This window comes from Rikenella microfusus DSM 15922, assembly GCF_000427365.1.
GTDB lineage: Bacteria > Bacteroidota > Bacteroidia > Bacteroidales > Rikenellaceae > Rikenella > Rikenella microfusus.
Genome location: NZ_KE386488.1, coordinates 1,808,400 through 1,828,518, shown reverse-complemented (window position 1 = coordinate 1,828,518; position 20,119 = coordinate 1,808,400). Strand labels below are relative to the sequence as shown.

Genomic DNA, 20,119 nt, shown 5'->3' with positions numbered 1-20,119 from the left:
CGGCAGAGCCGCACAGCCCGCCGTTACCCCGGGCAAAAGCCTCAGATAGGGCCGTCCCTGCTTCGGTCGGAGCAGGGACGGCCCTATCTGAGGCTTTTGCCCGGATTTGCCATACTCGATTCAGGCGGCGCCGCGGAGCCAATCAAAGGAGGTAACTATATACGGCCCTACCCGAAATCAGGTAACGATCTTCCCAACCAGCCCTGCGGTGCCGCTCAGCACAGGGGACAGGAGCTTTGCTCTGTTTCAGGAGGTGGGCGCAGGCCGAAATATACTGAAAATCAAGTATGCACATAAATTAGGGTAAAGTCGCATATAGTTATCTAAAAGGAAATTGCCGCCGAACAGATTTGCTATCCTCACGCAATATTTCTCTTTTTTCAGAAAGGCCGGCCGGAAATGCAGAATCCGAAAGCGGACGCTACGGCAACGGCAAGGAAACCGTAAAGCGGCTCCCCTTACCCGGTTCGCTCTCGACGCCGACCGTACCGCCGTGCGCCTCGACGAAATCTTTAGAGATAGCCAGCCCGAGGCCGCTGCCCTGCACCTTGGTGCCCGGCACCCGGAAATAACGGTCGAAAATACTTTTGTGGTAACGCGGATCGATTCCCCGCCCGAAATCCTGCACGTATATCTCCACCGTTTTCGATCCCGGCCGGTGCGCCGCCCCGACGATCACACGCGCCCCTTCGGACGAATAATGTATCGCGTTCGAGAGCAGGTTGGTCACCACCCAGGCGATCTTTTCGCTGTCCACGAACAGTTTGGGCATCTTCTCCGACGGATATTCCACCTCGACATTGCAACCGAACTTCTGAGCCAGCACCCGCGTAGCGTTCACCGCATAGTCGATCAGTTCGATCGGCTTGGTCACCTTGGGCGACAGGTCGAGACGCCCCGTTTCCACCTGGGTCATCTTCAGCAGCTCGCCCGTAATGTTCAGCAACCGGTCGCTGTTTTCGCGGATACTCTGCGCCAGCGCCTTCTGCTCCCCGTTCAGCTCCCCGACCCGACTATCGTCCAGCAATTTAAGACTCATCAAGATAGCGGACAACGGCGTCTTCATCTCATGCGACACGGTAGAGATGAAATTGGTTTTGGCCGAGTCCAGCTCCTTGAACTTCGTGATATTCTTGAGCAGAATCACATCGCCCACATAACGGTTCTCGCTGCCTCCCGTATCGGGTACCGACAACGGGATATGCTCCATCTGGAAATAACTTTCCTTGTTGTCCGCATAGATTTTGAGCGGTTCGTCCCGGTCGCCGGGCGTCACCAGTTCACGGATCAGCCTGCGCAGCAGATCGTTGCGCAACGCCACGTCCGCGGCCGGTTTGCCGACGGCGTCTTCCCGCCGCAGGTTCAGCACCGTCAGCGCCTCGTTATTCACGAACAGGACGGTACGATTCTCGTCCAGTCCGATAATCGGTTCGTGGATGGAGTTCACGATCGCCTCCAGCCGCCGGTGGCCCGCCAGAATATCCTCCAGCGTGCTGCGGCGATATTCCGACAGCGTTTCGGCCATCCGGTTGAACGATTCGGCCACCTCCCGGAACTCGCGCGAACCGTCGAAATGGAGCCGTTTATCGTAATTGCGGTTCGATATTTCCAGAATGCCCTCGGTCAGTTCCCGCACGGGACGCGCCACGGCACGCGGAAAAAGAACGAGCAGGATGAAAGCCACCGCCACGCACGAAATACCGGAAAGCGTAAGCCAGAATACGGCTCCTTCCGAAGTCCGCTGCGCCACTTCGCTCTTGCGCTGGATCGAAGCCATATTGAGGCTCATCACCGCCAGCAAGTCCTCGCGCACTTCGCGTACCACCGTACGGTCGTCCGGCGCCGCCTGCAAACGGGCGAAATCGCGGGCCAGCCGGTCGGTAATTTCCTGTTCGTCCACCTCGGTGACATTCTCCTGCTGCCGGGCGAGATTCTCGGCAAAAACCGTCCGGACCGTGGAATCGCGCTCCCAATCGTCCAACGCGGCAAGCATCCGCTTGGAATAATCCAGCGAATTATAATTGGCCGCCAGGATATTGCGGGTGTCGGACGACAAGTCGCGCACATATCCCACAGCCTGAATGCTCAGCAACACGATCATCGCAAAGAGGATACCGATGCCGACGGTCAGTTTCTGTTTGGTATTCATCTCGTTCTATCTACGATAAAATAATCAGGTCTATACTCAGCGGAGACAGCTTCCGCACCAACGTCCGGTACCGCCGCAGGGATCCCATCAGCGACCAGAATGAAAAAGAGGGTTTGCCCACGCACACCGTAGTGAATTTACCTTTGGCGCACACGTCCACGATCGCTTCCGGCACATGCCTCGACTGCACCTGGATCACCTCGCCCCCCAATTCGGAAGCCAGTTTGAAATGATTCAGCAGATAACGCTGGTTGGCCAGCGGGATACGGTCCGTCGATTCTTTCGGGGTCTGGACATACAGCACGGCGAATTTCGTATCGTACCGGGTCGCCAACCGCGCCACCTTGCGGATCAGCCGCCGGGGCGTCTTTTCCGCGCTGCTGATGCAGGCCAGAAACTTCTCGTGCCGGAACGAAGGGCCGTCGGAGAGGCCGCTCTCCACCTGTTTCTCCACCCTCAAGGCTACCTCTTTCAGCGCCAGCTCCCTGAGTTGCAGGATATGTTCGGTACGGAAAAAATGGTCCAGGGCGGTCTGTACCTTCTCCGGTTTATAGATCTTGCCCGCCTTGAGGCGTGCAATCAATTCTTCGGCCGTCAGGTCGATATTGACCACCTCGTCGGCCTCTTCCAACACGCTGTCCGGCACGCGTTCCTTCACCTCGAGTCCCACGATCTCGCTCACCTCCTCGTTCAATCCCTCGATATGCTGGATATTGATCGCGCTGATGACGCTGATCCCCGCATCGAGTATCTCCATCACGTCCTGCCACCGTTTGGCATTCTTGCTCCCCTCGATATTGGTGTGGGCCAGTTCGTCCACGACCACGATTTCGGGATGGGCCTGTATGATGGCCGTCACGTCCATCTCTTCCAGCTCTTTGCCTTTGTAGAAAAGCGTGCGCCGCGGAATAACCGGCAAGCCGGGCACCAATGCTTCGGTGCCCGGCCTGCCATGAGTCTCCACATAACCTATTTTCACGTCCACCCCGGCGCGGAGCAGCTCGTGCGCTTCCTGCAGCATCCGGTAAGTTTTGCCCACGCCGGCGATCATGCCGATATAGACTTTGAACTTGCCGCGCCGCGAACGCTTGATCAGGTCGAGAAAATGCTCTACGCTCTGCTGCTGTTCGTCCATAGCCGCCAATGGTTTACATGTTTCGGGTTATGTAAAATTAAGTATTTCATGCTTAAAGTGTAAGCCCGACCACAAAATAGACGCCGTTACGGGCCGGGTTGAAGATCAGACGCGAGAAAACCGGCATCGAAAATTTTTCGGAAAACTGGATTTTCTTGGTCGCTCCGATCGAAACGTTGCAGACGTCGAAACCGTCCGTGCCGTACAGCGATTCGGCCGCCCACGGCGTGAAACCCACGGCCGCCGCGAAATCGACGCCCAGCCGTTCGGAACTGAACGGGTACGAGAGTTCCACATAGGTCGAATAGTTGGTCTTACCATTGGCTTTCTTGTCCGCACCGAAGAACATGGTATTCCAGTTGATCGTCAGGGGGAATTTTTCGATCGGCAGCACATAGGTCAGCGACCCTTCGAGGTAGTGGTTGGTCTCGTGGCTCTGCCAGTTGAAATATTTGTAATCCCCCGCGCCGTTCGGCGACCAGCTGTAGTCGGTCACCGCCACGGTAAAGCCTTTGATCGAATAGGCGGCGGTGATGTCCACCTCTTTGTGGCCCTGGTTCCGGAAATCGGTCGATCCCCACGCCGTCAGCGAGAAGCCCGCCACGCTGAATCCCAGCGTGGGCTGCATTGAGGCGCCGGTCTGGTAGCTACCGCGCCAGATATAGGAGCTGACGAAATCGCCCCCTACTTTGACATCGATCTTTTTGCCGGGAATTTCGACGGCCCGGGCTGCCGTCATGCCCATCACGAGGGCGGCGCCGCACAGAGCGGCACGTTTAACGAGTTCTTTCATCTAATGCGATATTGAGTTTCAAAACATTGACAGTCGGAGTACCGAACAGGCCGAGCAGCGGCTTTTCGGTATATTCTTCCACCAGCGCCTGTACCGATTCGACGCTCAGGCCGCGGGCTTCGGCCACCCGCCGCACCTGTACGGCCGCACCGGCCGGAGAGATATGCGGGTCGAGACCGCTGCCGCTGGCCGTCACCATTTCGGCCGGCACTTCGCTGCGCTGCAAATAAGGATGTTTCACCAGGAAAGTGTCGATACGGGCTTCCACTTCGGCCAGGTATTCCGGATTGGTGGTGCCTTTGTTGCTGCCGCCCGAACCGGCGCCGTTGTAGTCCACGGCCGAGGGACGCCCCCAGAAGTAAATATCCCGGGAGAACTGCTGCCCCACGTTGGCCGCTCCGACCACCTTCCCGTCGAGGGTCACGACTTCGGCGTTACCGCCGTTCGGACCTGCCGCCTTGGCGAACAACCACAGGATCAGGATGTAGAATACGCTCAGGAAAACGCAGAATGCCAGCGTGATCTTGATCGATTTGACGATATTGGTTTTACCTATCTTTTTCATGGTTCCGGTTTGCTACATAAAGATTGAGACGAACATGTCGATCAGTTTGATCCCCACGAACGGAGCGATCACGCCGCCCAGGCCGTAGATCAGCAGGTTCCGCCGCAGCAGGGCCGACGCGCCGATGGGTTTGTATTTCACCCCGCGCAGGGCCAGCGGGATCAGGATCGGGATGATGACCGCATTGAAGATCACGGCCGACAGGATCGCCGACTGCGGGCTGTGCAGCCCCATGATGTTCAGCGCTCCGAGCGCCGGAATCGAGGCCATGAACAGGGCCGGGACGATGGCGAAATATTTGGCCACGTCGTTGGCGATACTGAACGTAGTCAGCGTACCGCGCGTCATCAGGAGCTGCTTGCCGATTTCGACGATCTCGATCAGTTTGGTCGGGTCGTTGTCCAGATCGACCATGTTCCCGGCCTCTTTGGCCGCCTGCGTACCGCTGTTCATCGCCACCCCGACGTCCGCCTGGGCCAGCGCCGGAGCGTCGTTGGTACCGTCACCCATCATGGCCACCAGCTTACCGCGCTGCTGTTCGGCCTTGATGTATTCCATCTTGTCCTCCGGCTTGGCTTCGGCGATGTAGTCGTCCACCCCGGCCTTTTCGGCGATATATTTAGCCGTCAGCGGGTTGTCGCCCGTCACCATGACCGTCTTGACTCCCATGCGGCGCAGACGTTCGAAACGTTCCTGGATACCGGGCTTGATGATGTCCTGAAGCTCGATCACGCCGATAATGCGTTCGTTCTCGGAAACCACCAGCGGCGTACCGCCGTTCGAAGTGATAGCCGTTACCAGTTCGTTCACCTCTTTAGTGAAAGGATGCCCGGATTCTTCGGCGATCCGGCGGATCGCTTCGTAAGCCCCCTTGCGGATGCGGCGGCCGTCGGCCAGGTCCACGCCGGAACATTTGGTTTCGGCCGAGAAGCGGATCATGCGGGCGCCCGCCGTAGGCAGATTGCGCATCCGGTGGCCGCTCTCGCGTCCCAGTTCCACGATGGACTTGCCTTCCGGCGTTTCGTCGGCTACCGAACTGAGCAGGCAGGCATCGATAAAGGCGTCCTTATCCACCCCTTCGGCGGCATGGAACTTCGTGGCCTTACGGTTACCGATCGTGATCGTACCGGTTTTGTCCAGCAGCAGCGTGTCGATGTCCCCGGCCGTTTCGACCGCTTTACCCGATTTGGTAATCACGTTGGCGCGGAGCGCGCGGTCCATGCCGGCGATACCGATGGCCGACAGCAGCCCCCCGATAGTGGTCGGGATCAGGCAGACGAAGAGCGACACCAGCGCCGCGATGGTGATATTGGTCTGCACGTAATCGGCAAACGGTTTCAGCGTCATGCAGACGATTACGAATACCAGCGTGAAACCTGCCAGCAGGATGGTCAGCGCGATTTCGTTCGGCGTTTTCTGGCGCGAAGCGCCTTCCACCAGAGCGATCATCTTGTCCAGGAAACTCTGTCCCTGTCCGGCCGTCACCCGCACGACGATATGGTCCGAAAGCACTTTCGTACCGCCCGTCACCGAACTCTTGTCGCCTCCGGCCTCGCGGATCACCGGAGCGCTCTCGCCCGTGATGGCGCTTTCGTCGATCGAGGCCAGCCCTTCGATGATTTCGCCGTCCATCGGGATCGTATCCCCGGCTTCGCATTCGAAGATGTCGCCTTTCTTGAGCGTCGAGCTGCTGACGATCTTCATATCTTTGCCGACACGCAGTTTGGCGGGAGTTTCCTCGCGCGTTTTACGCAGGCTGTCGGCCTGCGCCTTGCCGCGCGCTTCGGCGATGGCTTCGGCGAAGTTGGCGAACAACAGGGTCAGGAACAGCACTACGAAAAGTACCATATTGTAGGCAAAACCGCCCTGCGAAGCGTCGCCGACAGCGGCGCTGTAAACGATCACGAGCAACAGCACGAAAGTCACCACTTCGACCGTGAACATGATCGGGTTGCGGAACATGATCCGCGGGTCGAGCTTACGGAACGACTGCCCTATGCTGGCGACCACCAAATCTTTGGAAAATAAGGCTTTATTGTTTTTCATAGCTTCAAGTCGGTTAGAAGGAGAGGGTATCGGCGATCGGGCCGAGGGTCAGCGCCGGGAAGAACGACAGGGCGGCAACGATGAAAATCACCGCGAAAGTCATCAGCGAGAAAGTACCCGTATCGGTTTTGAGCGTACCGGCGCTTTCCGGAATGTATTTCTTCTGCGCCAGCAGGCCGGCGATGGCCACCTGTCCGACGATCGGCAGGTAACGGCTCAGGATCAGCACGATACCGGTCGATATATTCCAGAACGGCGTATTATCGACGAGACCTTCGAAACCGGAACCGTTGTTGGCTGCAGACGAGGTGTATTCGTAGAGCATTTCGCTGAAACCGTGGAACGACGGATTGTTCAGCCAGGCCGAGGCCAGCTCCGGACTATGCGCGGCCAGGAAACTCGACAGGGCCGTCCCGGTCAGGATCACGAACGGGTGCAGCAGGGCCACGATCACGGCGATTTTCATCTCCCGCGCTTCGATTTTCTTACCGAGAAATTCCGGCGTACGGCCCACCATCAGCCCGCTGATGAAGACTGCGATGATAATGAAAGTGTAATAGTTCATGAAACCGACCCCTACGCCGCCGAACCAGCAGTTGATCTGCATGTTCAGCATAGTCAGCATCCCGGTCAGCGGGGTGAGGCTGTCGTGCATGCCGTTCACCGACCCGTTGGAAGTTACGGTGGTCACCATGGCCCACAATGCGGTCCCGGCGGAACCGTTGCGGATCTCTTTCCCTTCCATGCTGCCTATTTCCTGGGAAATCCCCATTTCGGCGATCTGTTCCGATCCCTGCATTTCGAAATGCACCGAGAAGCAGACGGTGGTCAGGAACGCGGCCAGCATCACGCCGTAGATCCACGCCGCGAGTTTCTTACGTTGCAGGTAGAAACCGAGCGCGAAGACCATCGACATGGCGATAATCAGGATCGACCAGCATTCGGTAGCGTTGGTCAGGTAGTTCGGGTTTTCGAGCGGATGAGAGGAGTTCGAACCGAAATAGCCCCCGCCGTTGGTACCCAGCTGTTTGATCGGTACGATGGCGGCCGTCGGCCCCTGCGAAATCTCCTGCGTGGCCCCTTCCATCGTGGTGAGGGTCTGTTTGCCGTCGAAACCCATCGGCGTGCCGTTGAGGATCAGGATAAAGCCGACGATCAGCGACAGCGGCAGCAGGATACGGGTCACGCTTTTGACCAGATAGACCCAGAAGTTGCCGATGGTCTGCACGGTCTTGCCGGCCATGGCTTTGAAGATACCGGCCAGGGCGGCCATACCGGTAGCGGCGGTCACGAACTGGAACAGCATGATGACGTACAGCTGGGTGAAATAGGTCAGACCGCTTTCGCCGCTATAGTGCTGCAAGTTACAATTGACCATGAAGCTGATACAGGTATTGAAAGCCTGGTCGGGAGTCTGTCCGGCGTTGCCGTCGGGATTCAGCGGCAGCCAACCCTGGCAGACCAAGAGGATCATGCCCCAGAAAAACCAGAAAAGGTTTACGGTCAGCAAGGCTTTGAGGAACTGTTTCCAGTTCATCTCTTCCGCGGGATCGATGCCGCAGATTTTGTATATCTTTCGTTCCACAGGCGCCCAGAAATCGAGCAGGGTCCGCTCGCCCTTATAGACTTTGGCGATATAGCGGCCCAGCGGCCAGCTGATAGCCACCAGCAGGACCACCTGCAATACGACGCCTAAAATTTCGGTGTTCATAGTGTCAGTTCCAAATTAAAATTTCTCAGGTTTGATCAGTACGTACATCAGGTAGACGAATACCGCGATGCCGACCAGAAAAAGAGTCGTAAACATATCCGGCGTGTTTTTTAGATTTTGTCGAACCAGCCGACGCATTTGTAGAAGAACCAGTAGCACAGGCCTCCGGCCGCACATAGGATCAGAAATAACAAGAGTGGATTCATATCATCTCTTCCGTTTTTGGTTAAAATTGTACAATCAGTCGCCGCGGGTCAGGCGAAAAACGTACCTTTCCCGACAACCGGGAACAATTCGACTGGTTGTCAATCGGTTGTATTTATGGCACAGGAATAAGGAGCGAGAAAACCCTATCATTTCGGTAAGGTTTTCCATGAAAGCCCTGCCATTTCGGAAAGATTTGCCCGGCGGACGAACCGAACGGCAGCCCGCATCCGGATTCCGGAAGCGAATCCGACGAAACGATACGGGAACCACCGTTTGCACGCTCCAGCCGCCGGGTCGGAGGAGAACCGTAGTTTCCGCCGGGCCGGAAGCTATCAAAAAAGCCGTTCCCCGGAAACGAGGAACGGCTTGGCTGTCAGCGCGTATAAGGCCCCGTACGGCCCGACACGAAAAAATATAGTAAGTATATACGCGACTTTACCCTATAATTACATACGCTCTTGATCTTCAGTATATTTCGGCCCGCACCCACCTCATCGGAACAAACTCCCGGTCGGAGTGCCCGGCGGCACCGCAGGGCCGTTTAGGGAGATCGCTTCCCGTTTTGGGTAAAGTCGTATATACTTACCAAAAATATTATATACTATTTTACACTACGGTAATTTTTCGGCTCGCGCCGGACCCTCCGTTTTTTGCCAGGGTTTACACCGCCTCGTGCCGTCCGGCGCCGAGCCGAAACGGGGTTGTCGGGAAACTTGTGGAAAGTTGTATATAGTCGCCTATATTTACTATTTTATACAGTATCTATGCCTTTCGGCTCGGCGAGAAGTTGATGCAAAGTCGCATATAGTCGCCCAAGATAAAATACATACGATCTACTTAAGGCCACATAAAGATTTCCCTGTACGGCCCTGCGAAGCCGACGCAAGTTCGGATGGAAATTCGTTATATACACGACAAACCCTATCGCGCATACCGGTTTACCGACACCCTCCGCAAATGCCTTTTCGACCCGCGCCGGACGGTTCTCCTCCGTCAGAAAAGGCGGCACGGACAGGAAACGGGAACCGTACCCTACCGGATCCGCGGCCGGACGGTTTACAATCCGTATTCTTCGATTTTGCGATAGAGGGTCGTCAGCCCGATTCCCAGCAACGCCGCCGTCCGCGTCTTGTTGCCTCCCGTCCGCCGCAACACGCGTGCGATATGTTCGCGCTCGACGGAAGCCAGATCCAACGCTTCGCCGCCCGCCGGACGGCCCGACGCGTCGGAACGCTGCATTTCGAGCGGCAGATCCGCCGCCCTGAGCACCGTACCTTCGGCCATGATGAGACTCCGTTCCACCACGTTCCTCAGTTCCCGGACGTTGCCGGGCCAGCCGTGCAGCCTCAGCCGCTCCAGGTACTCCGGTTCGATATGCTCGACCCGCCGCCCCATTTTCATTCCGAAACGGCCGGCGAACATCCGGACGTAGGCTTCGATGTCTTCGGGCCGTTCGCGCAACGGAGGCAGATGGATACGGAAAACGGACAACCGGTAATAGAGGTCTTCGCGGAACCGACCTTCGGCGATCTCCTGTTTCAGGTCGCGGTTGGTCGCCGCCACGATGCGCACATCCACTTTCGTGGGACGCGTCTCGCCCACCTTGATGAATTCGCCGCTTTCGATCACGCGCAGCAGCTTGGCCTGCAAGTCGAACGCCATCTCGCCGATCTCGTCCAAAAAAATCGTCCCGCCGGAAGCCTCCTCGAACAGCCCTTTCTTGTCCTTGACGGCCCCGGTAAAGGCTCCGGCACGGTGTCCGAACAGTTCGCTTTCGAGCAGTTCTTTGCTGAATGCGGAACAGTTCACGGCCACGAACGACCGCTTGGCCCGGGCGCTGTTCTGGTGGATCGCCTGCGCGAACACCTCTTTCCCGGTTCCGGTTTCGCCGGTCACCAGCACGGTGGCATCGGTAGCCGCCACTTTCCGGGCCAGTTCGATGGCCTCCCGTATGGCGGGCGAGTTGCCCAAGACGGTATCGAACGAAAACTTTTCACCGACTTGTTTTTCCAACTGGGCCAGCCGCCGCGACATTTCCACTTTCTCGACGGCGCGGCTCAGGAGGGGCAATATCTTGTTATTGTCGTCGCCCTTGGTGATATAATCGAACGCGCCGTTCTTGATGGCCTGCACGCCGTCGGGAATATTGCCGTATGCGGTCAGCAGGATCACTTCGGTCTGCGGAGCCGCCTGCCGGATCTTTTCCACCATCTCGACGCCGTTGCCGTCGGGCAAGCGCACGTCGCACAAGACGACTTCGGGAGCGAACGATTCCAACTGTTTCAAACCGGTACGGCAATCGCCGGCTTCGACCACTTCGTACCCTTCGAGCGATATAATCCGACTGAGCAGCCCGCGTAACTGCACTTCGTCGTCGATAATCAATATCCTGTTACCCATACCTCGATTGTTCGTTTGGTTACCTTGGGGGCGGAGAAGATTTCCGTTCCGGTCATATTTCCGATCGGTGATTATATACTTCGACACACCGAATCTATTCGACGATAATTTTCCTTATCGGCTCAGCGCCGGACGGCTTCCAGCCGTCGGGAAGGGACGGCGCGAGCCGAAGAAATGCCGGTGGGAACTATCGGCATATCAAAGTATATCATCGGGTACGGTTATATCCCCACCTTATCCGTACTCCAGATTTTCCATTACTTTCAGTCCTACGCTACGCCAGCAGCCGGACATAACTCTTCCCCCGCAAAAAGATGCAAACATCCGCCGGAATCCAGTCGCCGAATAACGCAGAGGTAAATATATAGATTTTACCTGCCGTCGGTGAAATTTTCCGAACCGGCCCTGCAACACCTCCCGGATCAAATACACCCGCCCCCGGCGGAACGCTCCGACCGGGACTTTAATCCGCCACGAAGACAAGCGCAGGCCGAATGCCGCTGCAAATCACGCGCACCCAGATCATCCGACAAAAAATGCCGGAGATTCGAAAATCTCCGGCATCCGGGAGCGGAAGACGAGGTTCGAACTCGCGACCCTCAGCTTGGGAAGCTGATGCTCTACCAACTGAGCTACTTCCGCATGAATCTACTTTGCAAAGATAGTTGTTTCCGTCCGACCGCCAAAACCTTTTCCCGAAAGGAACGGACAAAACGGCCTGTAACTCTTGAGGGAAACCACAACGGATCACAGCGCTTTCGCTGCGTTATCCATTTGCCCCGCAGGCACCCTACAAACTTTTCTATTTGGACAAGACTCCGAACTTCGTCCGTTTCCGCCTTTCCGCCAACCCGCTCTTGGCAAGCAGACCTGCGGCGCAACTGCGTGAAAGTCTTACGTCGTTTCAAAAACCGTTTACGGGCGGAGATGGATTAAGCCGCCTTGCGGCGTCTTTTTCCACTGCCTCCCGGCAGGGCCCTTACAACACAACCCGTTTGCTGAAAACCTCCGGACTTACGTCCTTTCGTTTGCGTTTCCGCCGCCGTCCCTGACAAACAGGTTTGCAGGCCGGAACGAAAATCCGAACGAAGCCTGACGGCCTCACGGCTTTCATCAAAAGAGCTATTTCGTGGGCGGAGATGGATTCGAACCACCGAAGGCGTAAGCCAGCAGATTTACAGTCTGCCCCATTTGGCCACTCTGGTATCCGCCCGAAAGAACACTTTAATGATATGATCGACAGCCGGCACATCCTCGCCCCCTGCTCTCTCCCCACACGTTACCGCCCCCTTTCTTCCTTCCTTCCTTCTTTCCTCCCCCCTTACGCACCCCGGCTCGCCACACAAGGAGAGCCGATGGAGGGATTCGAACCCCCGACCAGCTGATTACAAATCAGCTGCTCTGGCCAACTGAGCTACATCGGCATTTTTGCGAGTGCAAAGATAAGCAACAAAACCCGTACAGACAAGCCCCCGCCCGAAAAATCCGCAAAAAAGTGTACTTTTGTGCCAGGCTGCGGCACGACGTTTGCCCCCTTCCGTTTAAAATCAACCTCTTCAGCCATGGCATCCTCCAACTTCGTAGACTACGTCAAGATATACGCCCGTTCCGGCAACGGCGGCCCCGGTTCGAGCCACTTCCGCCGCGAAAAATTCGTCGAATTCGGCGGGCCGGACGGCGGCGACGGCGGCCGAGGCGGCCACGTGATCCTGCGCGGCAACAACCAGTACTGGACCCTGATCCACCTCAAATACCAACGCCACCAGATGGCCGAAAACGGCGAAGGCGGCAGCGGCGCCAAAAGCCACGGCCGCAACGGGAAAGACATCGTCCTCGACGTTCCGCTCGGCACCGTCGCCAAAGACGCCGAAACAGGCGAAACCGTAGCCGAAGTGACGGAAGACAAACAAGAGGTGATCCTCGTCAGAGGCGGGCGCGGCGGCCTGGGCAACTGGCACTTCCGCACCGCTACCAACCAGGCGCCACGCTACTCGCAGCCCGGCGAGCCGATGCAGGAAGGGTGGTTCATTCTGGAACTGAAAGTGCTGGCAGACGTGGGATTAGTAGGTTTCCCCAATGCCGGCAAATCGACCCTGCTGTCGGTGGTATCGGCAGCGAAGCCCAAGATAGCGGATTACGCCTTCACCACGCTCGAACCCAACCTGGGCATCGTCGAGGTACGCGACGGACACTCGTTCGTGATGGCCGACATTCCGGGCATCATCGAAGGGGCGCATGAGGGGAAAGGGATCGGAACGCGGTTCCTGCGCCATATCGAGCGCAACTCGGTGCTGCTGTTCATGATCCCGGCCGACACGAAAGACATCGTGGAGGAATACCGCATCCTGCTCAACGAATTGAAACAATACAATCCGGAGATGCTGGACAAACGACGCCTGCTGGCGATCACCAAGAGCGACATGCTCGACGAGGAGCTGACCGACGCACTGACGCATGAGATCGAAGCCGCGCCGGAACTGCACGGCATTCCCCGTCAGTTCATCTCTTCGGTTACAGGACTGCATATCCGGGAGCTAAAAGATATGCTATGGGAAACGCTGACGAAAGACTAAGATTGGAAAGCGCAGCCGGCGGGGACAAAGCGAGCCTCGCGAACTGCAAGCCTCCGCTTGGGACGAAGCAAGCTCCCGGATCGGGTGCCGAGCGGCACCTGCGGTCTGCCCGCTATCGCGGAACTTTTCGCGTCATCTTCGCCGCCAACACACGTTCCACGATTTTTTCGTCCGGGTCGAACACCCGCCCCTGGCTGCGCATCGTATCCAGCCCCAACCCCCGAATCGCCGCCGCTGTCGCCCCGTCGCCCGAATCCCCGAAACAGCGTCCCGCATCGTCCAGCGCCCATTGCGGCAGCAAACCGATCGCCTCGGTGCCCGTAACCGACCTCCCGTACCGCCGCGCCGCCGCCGAAACCGCCCCGTAGGCCTGCGCCAGTCCCGTCGCCCGCATATCGGTCAGGTTGGTCGATACCTGCGCGAACCCGTATTCCCCGATCCACCAGCCGATCGCCTTCACGCCGGGCAACGACCAGTCGCTACCCGATGCGGCCCGTATCTCTTTCGCAATCGCTTTGGCTACCGCCAAATCGCCGGCCCGGTCGTCCGTCGGAGCCAGATTGAAATTCACCGCCCCCAGAAAATTCCGGGCCCCGATCACGCTCGCCCCCGTACGCGCGACCGACTCGTTCCACACCGCCGGCCCGAAATCGGGCCGCCACGCCGGATCTTCCAGCTTCGCCCTCAGCCCCTCGTACTCCCCCCTCCGACAACTCTCCAGCCCTTTGCGATACGGCGCAGAAGCAGCGGCCTCGTAGCAATAGACCGGAATCCCCAATTCGCCCCCTACCCTTTCCGCCAATCTCCGCGCCAGCCCCGCGCATTCCGCCAGCGAGACGCCCCGCACAGGCACCAGCGGCAATACGTCGGTAGCCCCGATCCGGGGGTGCTCGCCGGTTTGCCTGCGCATATCGATCCGCTCCGCGGCTGTTTTAACAGCCCGGAAAGCAGCCTCGGCGACCGCCTCCGGCTCGCCGGCGAAAGTCACGACGGTACGGTTCGCCGCCTCGCCGCTGTCCGTGTGCAGTACATACGCCCCCGGCATACTCGCCGCAGCGTGCACGATAGCCTCGATAACCCTTTTGTCGCGCCCTTCGCTGAAATTCGGGACGCATTCGATGATTTTCTCCATACCCTCCGTATTTTCACAAGAAACGCTTTCCGGCCCGCGGAGTCAAAGCGTCGGTATACGCGGGAACAGATCGAGGCCGGTCAGCCGTTCGACACTGTCCACCGTCACCTCGAAATCGGCGTACCGCTTCCCGCCGAGACTCCCCGCCTCGTTCGGCATCACATAGGCCACAGCATCGAAAACATCCGCCCGGCGAAGCGCCGCCGCCTTAAAAAACAACCCCGGCACCGCCACCCCCCGGCCGATCCGCCTCGGACGGCCGTCCACCACCGTTCCGACCACGATATACAGCGTGTCGTAATCCGCCGTAAGGCTCCTCAACCGCTCCTCCAACGCCTTCCATGCCCCGCGGTTCAGTTTCGGCGACTGCGGCGCCATATTCGAATAGAGAAAAGTCGCCCGGTTGGCTTCCCGCGAACATTTGCGGTCGGCCGACGGCAGCAGATGCCCCCGGTCGTAGCCGCTCCCCTTATAGTCCGCGTCCGTGGCCGACGGCCAGCCCAATGAAGTCAGCCGGGGATCGGGCCGAAAAGCATCGCTGCGGTCGGCGGCGCCCGCCAAATCGCTGCGCGTGAGTTTATAGGCGACCCATCGCGACACCTTGCAGGCCGGTCGGTAAAGAAACGAATACCGCCCCTCCGCGTTATAAATCACCGTATCCCGTTCTCCGCAGGCAGGCAGTTCGAGGCCGCCGGGCAACGATTTCCCGGCAACGACAGGGCCGGCCGCCGGCCGGGTATCCGTCCCGGCTCCCGGACCGACCGGCGAGAGACGATGCGAACAGGCGATGGCCGCCGCAGCCAGCACGAACCAAAAGAGCGTCCACATCCACACCCGCCGCGGCACCGCGCCTCGGTTTCCTCTCCTCCGGTTCCGGTTTTTCCTTTTCATGATCGCCGGTAAAGATACGAAAAATCCCCGCCGGCTTCCACCGCCCGACGGGGAACACAAGCCTCTCCTCCGACCGCCGCCGGGCGCCGATTACCTCCGAAGCATACGCAACCGGCCGAGCGTCCGGCGAGTCATGACTCTGTCGTTCAGAAACGTGACGATATACCCGGTCATACAGGCGGCGATCACCGATCCCTCGCGCACGCCTTCGATACGGCGGCTGCATATCCAGGAAATCGCCACGGCCAGCGAAATCAGCGCTATATCGAACCGCACCTTGAACCGGCCGAAATCCATACGATACCGCCGCGAGGCATATTTGACGAAAGCCTCGGCACTCATCATCGCCACCCCCGGTTTGATTTCGAGCACCACTCCGACCGCCTGTACGACGCACCCCGCCAGCAATAAGGCCAGCGAAGCGGCATAACCGGACGGACGCACCCCGTCCGTCAGCGCCATATTGAGGTCGATGAACGCCGCAAAGACGAACGAAAAGGGCACCTGCAACAGAATCTCGACCGTATCCTTCCGGCTGGCCTGCCTGCGGATCAGCCAGAACTGCCCGGCGATCAGCACCAGATTGGCGATGAACGTCCATGTACCGAGCGAGAGCGGACTATGGAGGCTCAGCACGTAATTCACACTCGATATGGGCGTCGTGCCCAACGCCGACCGCACGATCAGCACGATACCCGCCGACAGGAAATACAACCCGGCGACGAAAAGCGCATAACGCACGGCCCATCCTCGTTCTTTCATACTTTGTCTTTTCCGAAAACGCCGCAAATATCCGGTTTTCCGGCCGGAAAACAATTATCCGATCCGCTCCGAATTTTGCCGAATCCGAAACAAATCGTAAATTTCAGGGCCGACAACCACCCTCAAAAATGGCCGAACCGCGCATATTCGACAACACCCGGCTGCTCCGGGAACATCCCGGCATCCCCCACTACGGAGAGAAAATCGTCTGTTTCGCCAGCCGTTACGAAGACCGCAGCTATCCGGCCGACGAAAGTTATTTCAACCGCGAGTTTTACCTGATCCTTATGCTCGCTGGGCGTTCCGAAGTGCGTCTCAACGGCGAACCGATCGTTCTGGAGGCCGGCGACCTGCTGATCCACGGCGCCGACTACCTGACCGATCACCTCTATTCCAGTCCCGACATCCGGTTCATCACCCTCAGCCTCTCGGAATCCGTGCGCACGGACGATCCGTTTCTGGCGCAGACCACGGCCATGCTGCTGGCCACCCTGCGCCGCAACCGCCGGTATACCGTCTCCCTCACCGAGCCCGAAGCGCAGACCGTGCGGCGGGAACTGGAAGAATTGATGGCGCTCCTGAACTCGGGTCACCGGTTTCTGCTCCGGCGCATCCAGACGGCCTGCAACGCCCTGTTCCTGGACGTCGCCGACTTCCTCTCCCGCAAAACCGTCATCGCCCGCCGCCTCAGCCGCAAAGAGCACGTCCTGCAAGAGTTCCACGCCCTCGCGACCCGGTATTTCCGGGAAGAACATGCCGTCCGCTTTTATGCCGGCCGGCTGGCCGTCAGCGAACAATACCTGGCCCGGATCGTGCGCGAAGGCACAGGCCGAAGCATCGGGAGCCTGCTCGGCGACCTGCTGGCCATGGAGGCCTGCACGCTGCTCGGCTCCACGAAACACAGCGTGGGCGACATCGCCCTCGGACTCGGTTTCAGCGACACGCCCGGTTTCTGCAAGTTTTTCCGGCGCAAAACCGGCAAAACGCCGCTCGGATACCGAAAAGGATTACGGATATAGACCTCTGGCCGACTTTCACTATCTTTACGCCCCGATGAAAAGAAAAAAGCCTACCCTGACTTTCGGCGACGCGCTCAGGCGCAACCGGGCCGTCGCTTTCGGCGCGATGGTCAAACCCGTCGGCGCCACCTGCAACCTCGACTGCAAATACTGCTATTACCTCGACAAGGAGTTGCAGGCCCCGAAAGCGAAACCCTCGGACGTGATGAGCGACGAGCTGCTGGAGGAGTTCATCCAACAGTATATACAAGGAAACCAGGTGCCCGTGGTGTCGTTCTGCTGGCACGGCGGGGAGCCGCTGCTGGCCGGACTGGACTTCTTCCGGCGGGCGATGGCCCTCCAGGAGAAATACAAAGGCGACAAACAGATCGAAAATTCGCTCCAGACCAACGGCACACTGATTACGGCCGAATGGGCGCAGTTTTTTGCCGAGCACCGGTTCCTGGTCGGCGTTTCGATCGACGGCCCGGCCGAAGTGCACGACGCCAACCGGCGGAATCGGGGCGGAAAGCCCACGTTCGACAGCGTGATGCGGGGCATCGAGCTGCTGGCGATCAACGGGGCGGAGTTCAACACCCTTTCGGCAGTCAGCGCGGCGAGCGAAAGGAAAGGACAGGAGATATACCGTTTCCTGAAGAGCATCGGCAGCCGTTTCATGCAGTTCCTGCCGGTGACGGAGCACGTCAAACGGATCGAGGGATGGCCGCGCGAAGTGATCGTCAGCCCGGACGACCCGGATTCGCACCGGGCGGAATGGTCGATTTCCCCGGCGGCCTACGGCCGTTTCCTGAACGACATTTTCGACGAATGGATAACCGGCGACGTGGGTACCTGGTTCGTGCAGATGTTCGACGCGACGCTGGCCGGATGGTGCGGCGTGCGTCCGGGGTTGTGCGCCTTTTGCGAAACGTGCGGCGACGCGCTGGTGGTGGAGCACAACGGGGATGTCTATTCCTGCGACCACTTCGTCTATCCGGAATACCGGCTGGGCAACATCGCCGCGGATCACCTGCGGACGATGTTCGAGAGTCCGGAACAGTTTCGTTTCGGCCTGAACAAACGCAACACGCTGCCGGCGGAATGCTCGCGGTGCAGGTACCTGCACCTGTGCCACGGCGAATGTCCGAAACACCGTTTCACCCCGTCGAAAAGCGATCCGAACGAACGGATCAATACGCTGTGCGAAGGGTTGGCGGCATTCTATAAACATTCGGAACCCTACATGCTGAAGATGCGCGAACTGCTGGAGGCGGGACAGCCGGCGGCGATGGTGATCCCATGGGCGCGGCAACGCATGGGGATGTCTTTCTGACGCCGGGTTCCGCAAAACCGGCATATGTTTCCGGGGCAGGCATTTTTCGAATGCCTGCCCCGGAACGCATATCCGCAATCAGACGTAACACGATTTTCCCCCGCCGAATTACAAACTCCGCCCGAAACCGGACAAAACTCCCGAAACGCTCCTGCGGTACCCTCCGAATCAAAGCGTTACCCACCCCGGCAAAAGTCCTGCCATCAAGGAAAAACATACGGACATATGCGATTAACCGGGTGCAAAACGCGCCCGGCTATCCGAACCGTACGGTTTCTTGTATGAGGCCGCGGCCTGCGGAGGAACGACGAGCGGACGCGAGTTACGGGCCTCCGCTGCCCGGAGGCTGCGGCCCGTCCGCTGGCGCGGAAACATTATTTTAACCGTACCATTCACCGGCAGAGAAATAATTTGCAACCTTCCGATCGCGCGGCCGCAGCCGCCGCAACAAAGGCCGGCGCCCGATGCCCGAGCCGGACGGCAACCGCCCCGTTCCCCGAAGCCTGCTGCCCTGTGCCAATAACCGTTCGGTTTTTCGTAAGGGGGATCGCCGGGTCTCGGTATCCGCATGAATATACGCAGTATATCTCTCTATCCTAATAATTTTCGGCACAATTATGGACATAAACGGAATTGTTATTACCTTTGTTTGAAACCCTTACGAAAAACCGAACGATTATACGAACACTGACATTTTCGCAAAGGACTACAGAAACGGTAATCACGCAGACGGGCACAGAGAGACATGATACGGGGATATTTCAGGCTGGAACCAGACAAAAACAACGCACAGGAAAAAATAGCCGCGCTGATCGACGCAGGGGCAGGCAGCGGCAGCATATTTTTCGAGGCGACCGGAACGCGGGAACTGAACCGGCTCGTAAACCTGCTGCGGAAGGGGGATATTCTGGTAACGGCAGAAGCGGCGGACATATGCCGTACCAAGGAGGAACTGGCCGACCTGATCGAAAAGCTGGGAAAGAAAGGAGCGGCATTGCGTGTGTTGGACGAACCGTGGCTCGATTTCAACATGCGGAAACGGCCGGCCGACTCGCTGCCGGAAAAAACGACCGGAGAAGCGCTCCGCGATGCCAAATCGGCGGGCCGCCCCAAAGGCCCCCGACGCGAAATCCTCCAGAAGCTCAGTCTCGCTTTCCGGATGTACCATACGGCGGAACACGTGTCGGTGAGCGAAATCTGCAAAACGGTAAAACTGAACGAACGCACTTTCTACCGTCATCTCGAACGACAACAGGGGCAGATAATCCGACGCCCCAAAGGCCGGAAACCCAAGAACACGGAAAGAAACTGACCGTCTTTTCCGCAACTCCCAAACCCGGCTTCATTCCGGAAGCGACGGACAACAGAGTTTCCCCCGCCGGCCAAACGGGCGCGGACGGCAAACAGTCGGGCTGCCATCTTTA

The 20,119-nt window shown here is 58.4% G+C and carries 15 protein-coding genes and 3 tRNA genes; 4 read left to right on the top strand and 14 right to left on the bottom strand.

What is annotated here, in order from left to right; translation table 11 throughout:
- Window positions 1-421: 421 nt before the first annotated feature.
- The 11 genes from RIKMI_RS0108660 to RIKMI_RS0108605 form a co-directional block, all read right to left on the bottom strand.
- A complete protein-coding gene (locus RIKMI_RS0108660) occupies window positions 422-2,149 on the bottom strand; it encodes a sensor histidine kinase (RefSeq protein WP_027291289.1) in 1,728 nt (575 codons plus the stop codon).
- A gap of 10 nt (window positions 2,150-2,159) precedes the next feature.
- Window positions 2,160-3,284, bottom strand: a complete 1,125-nt coding sequence (locus RIKMI_RS0108655; protein WP_027291288.1) for a histidine kinase — start codon at window positions 3,282-3,284, stop codon at window positions 2,160-2,162.
- Between the two features lie 52 nt (window positions 3,285-3,336).
- The gene (locus tag RIKMI_RS0108650; protein WP_027291287.1) at window positions 3,337-4,077 is read right to left on the bottom strand and encodes a hypothetical protein; all 741 of its coding nucleotides are present in this window, start codon (window positions 4,075-4,077) and stop codon (window positions 3,337-3,339) included.
- Entirely contained in the window at window positions 4,061-4,642 is a 582-nt protein-coding gene (locus RIKMI_RS0108645) for a K(+)-transporting ATPase subunit C (RefSeq protein WP_027291286.1), read from the bottom strand. The genes RIKMI_RS0108650 and RIKMI_RS0108645 overlap by 17 nt, the downstream gene beginning before the upstream one ends.
- Before the next feature lie 12 nt (window positions 4,643-4,654).
- Window positions 4,655-6,688, bottom strand: a complete 2,034-nt coding sequence (gene kdpB, locus RIKMI_RS0108640; protein WP_027291285.1) for a potassium-transporting ATPase subunit KdpB — start codon at window positions 6,686-6,688, stop codon at window positions 4,655-4,657.
- Window positions 6,689-6,701: 13 nt separating this feature from the next.
- Window positions 6,702-8,399 (bottom strand): potassium-transporting ATPase subunit KdpA, encoded by a 1,698-nt coding sequence (gene kdpA, locus RIKMI_RS0108635; protein WP_027291284.1) that lies wholly within the window; start codon window positions 8,397-8,399, stop codon window positions 6,702-6,704.
- Window positions 8,400-8,414: 15 nt separating this feature from the next.
- On the bottom strand, window positions 8,415-8,495 hold the full coding sequence (kdpF, locus tag RIKMI_RS14880) for a K(+)-transporting ATPase subunit F (protein WP_037291751.1): 81 nt from the start codon (window positions 8,493-8,495) through the stop codon (window positions 8,415-8,417).
- Between the two features lie 1,167 nt (window positions 8,496-9,662).
- Window positions 9,663-11,006 (bottom strand): sigma-54-dependent transcriptional regulator, encoded by a 1,344-nt coding sequence (locus tag RIKMI_RS0108620; RefSeq protein WP_027291282.1) that lies wholly within the window; start codon window positions 11,004-11,006, stop codon window positions 9,663-9,665.
- A 569-nt stretch (window positions 11,007-11,575) separates the two neighbouring features.
- A tRNA-Gly gene (locus RIKMI_RS0108615) sits at window positions 11,576-11,648 on the bottom strand.
- Between the two features lie 488 nt (window positions 11,649-12,136).
- Window positions 12,137-12,219, bottom strand: a tRNA-Tyr gene (locus RIKMI_RS0108610).
- A gap of 137 nt (window positions 12,220-12,356) precedes the next feature.
- Window positions 12,357-12,430: transfer RNA gene (locus RIKMI_RS0108605), tRNA-Thr, on the bottom strand.
- 138 nt (window positions 12,431-12,568) lie between these two features.
- Between RIKMI_RS0108605 and obgE the strand changes: the two genes are divergently transcribed.
- Complete coding sequence (gene obgE, locus RIKMI_RS0108595; RefSeq protein ID WP_027291281.1) at window positions 12,569-13,579, top strand: GTPase ObgE; 1,011 nt, start codon at window positions 12,569-12,571, stop codon at window positions 13,577-13,579.
- Between the two features lie 112 nt (window positions 13,580-13,691).
- Here the strand turns inward: obgE and ftcD are convergent, their stop codons facing one another.
- The 3 genes from ftcD to RIKMI_RS0108580 form a co-directional block, all read right to left on the bottom strand.
- Window positions 13,692-14,711, bottom strand: a complete 1,020-nt coding sequence (ftcD, locus tag RIKMI_RS13550; RefSeq protein ID WP_051214442.1) for a glutamate formimidoyltransferase — start codon at window positions 14,709-14,711, stop codon at window positions 13,692-13,694.
- Between the two features lie 42 nt (window positions 14,712-14,753).
- On the bottom strand, window positions 14,754-15,602 hold the full coding sequence (locus tag RIKMI_RS13545; RefSeq protein ID WP_084135239.1) for a DNA/RNA non-specific endonuclease: 849 nt from the start codon (window positions 15,600-15,602) through the stop codon (window positions 14,754-14,756).
- A 90-nt stretch (window positions 15,603-15,692) separates the two neighbouring features.
- Window positions 15,693-16,364: a YczE/YyaS/YitT family protein gene (locus RIKMI_RS0108580; RefSeq protein WP_027291280.1), complete on the bottom strand. Its 672-nt coding sequence runs from the start codon at window positions 16,362-16,364 to the stop codon at window positions 15,693-15,695.
- Window positions 16,365-16,492: 128 nt separating this feature from the next.
- Here RIKMI_RS0108580 and RIKMI_RS0108570 point away from each other — a divergent pair, with 128 nt between their 5' ends.
- From RIKMI_RS0108570 to RIKMI_RS0108560, 3 genes are all read left to right on the top strand, one after another.
- The gene (locus tag RIKMI_RS0108570; protein WP_027291279.1) at window positions 16,493-17,383 is read left to right on the top strand and encodes a helix-turn-helix domain-containing protein; all 891 of its coding nucleotides are present in this window, start codon (window positions 16,493-16,495) and stop codon (window positions 17,381-17,383) included.
- A 34-nt stretch (window positions 17,384-17,417) separates the two neighbouring features.
- Complete coding sequence (locus RIKMI_RS0108565; protein ID WP_027291278.1) at window positions 17,418-18,695, top strand: anaerobic sulfatase maturase; 1,278 nt, start codon at window positions 17,418-17,420, stop codon at window positions 18,693-18,695.
- A 745-nt stretch (window positions 18,696-19,440) separates the two neighbouring features.
- Window positions 19,441-20,007 carry a recombinase family protein gene (locus RIKMI_RS0108560; RefSeq protein WP_027291277.1) on the top strand — a complete coding sequence of 189 codons (567 nt, stop codon included), beginning with the start codon at window positions 19,441-19,443 and terminating at the stop codon, window positions 20,005-20,007.
- The last annotated feature ends 112 nt before the right edge of the window (window positions 20,008-20,119 follow it).

Coding starts and splice junctions, on each gene's coding strand:
- RIKMI_RS0108620 (WP_027291282.1), bottom strand. CDS start 11,006: ATGGGTAACAGGATATTGATTATCGACGACGAAGTGCAGTTACGCGGG.
- RIKMI_RS0108580 (WP_027291280.1), bottom strand. CDS start 16,364: ATGAAAGAACGAGGATGGGCCGTGCGTTATGCGCTTTTCGTCGCCGGG.
- RIKMI_RS13545 (WP_084135239.1), bottom strand. CDS start 15,602: ATGAAAAGGAAAAACCGGAACCGGAGGAGAGGAAACCGAGGCGCGGTG.
- obgE (WP_027291281.1), top strand. CDS start 12,569: ATGGCATCCTCCAACTTCGTAGACTACGTCAAGATATACGCCCGTTCC.
- RIKMI_RS0108660 (WP_027291289.1), bottom strand. CDS start 2,149: ATGAATACCAAACAGAAACTGACCGTCGGCATCGGTATCCTCTTTGCG.
- RIKMI_RS0108560 (WP_027291277.1), top strand. CDS start 19,441: ATGATACGGGGATATTTCAGGCTGGAACCAGACAAAAACAACGCACAG.
- kdpB (WP_027291285.1), bottom strand. CDS start 6,688: ATGAAAAACAATAAAGCCTTATTTTCCAAAGATTTGGTGGTCGCCAGC.
- RIKMI_RS0108650 (WP_027291287.1), bottom strand. CDS start 4,077: ATGAAAGAACTCGTTAAACGTGCCGCTCTGTGCGGCGCCGCCCTCGTG.
- RIKMI_RS0108645 (WP_027291286.1), bottom strand. CDS start 4,642: ATGAAAAAGATAGGTAAAACCAATATCGTCAAATCGATCAAGATCACG.
- RIKMI_RS0108570 (WP_027291279.1), top strand. CDS start 16,493: ATGGCCGAACCGCGCATATTCGACAACACCCGGCTGCTCCGGGAACAT.
- ftcD (WP_051214442.1), bottom strand. CDS start 14,711: ATGGAGAAAATCATCGAATGCGTCCCGAATTTCAGCGAAGGGCGCGAC.
- kdpF (WP_037291751.1), bottom strand. CDS start 8,495: ATGTTTACGACTCTTTTTCTGGTCGGCATCGCGGTATTCGTCTACCTG.
- RIKMI_RS0108565 (WP_027291278.1), top strand. CDS start 17,418: ATGAAAAGAAAAAAGCCTACCCTGACTTTCGGCGACGCGCTCAGGCGC.
- kdpA (WP_027291284.1), bottom strand. CDS start 8,399: ATGAACACCGAAATTTTAGGCGTCGTATTGCAGGTGGTCCTGCTGGTG.
- RIKMI_RS0108655 (WP_027291288.1), bottom strand. CDS start 3,284: ATGGACGAACAGCAGCAGAGCGTAGAGCATTTTCTCGACCTGATCAAG.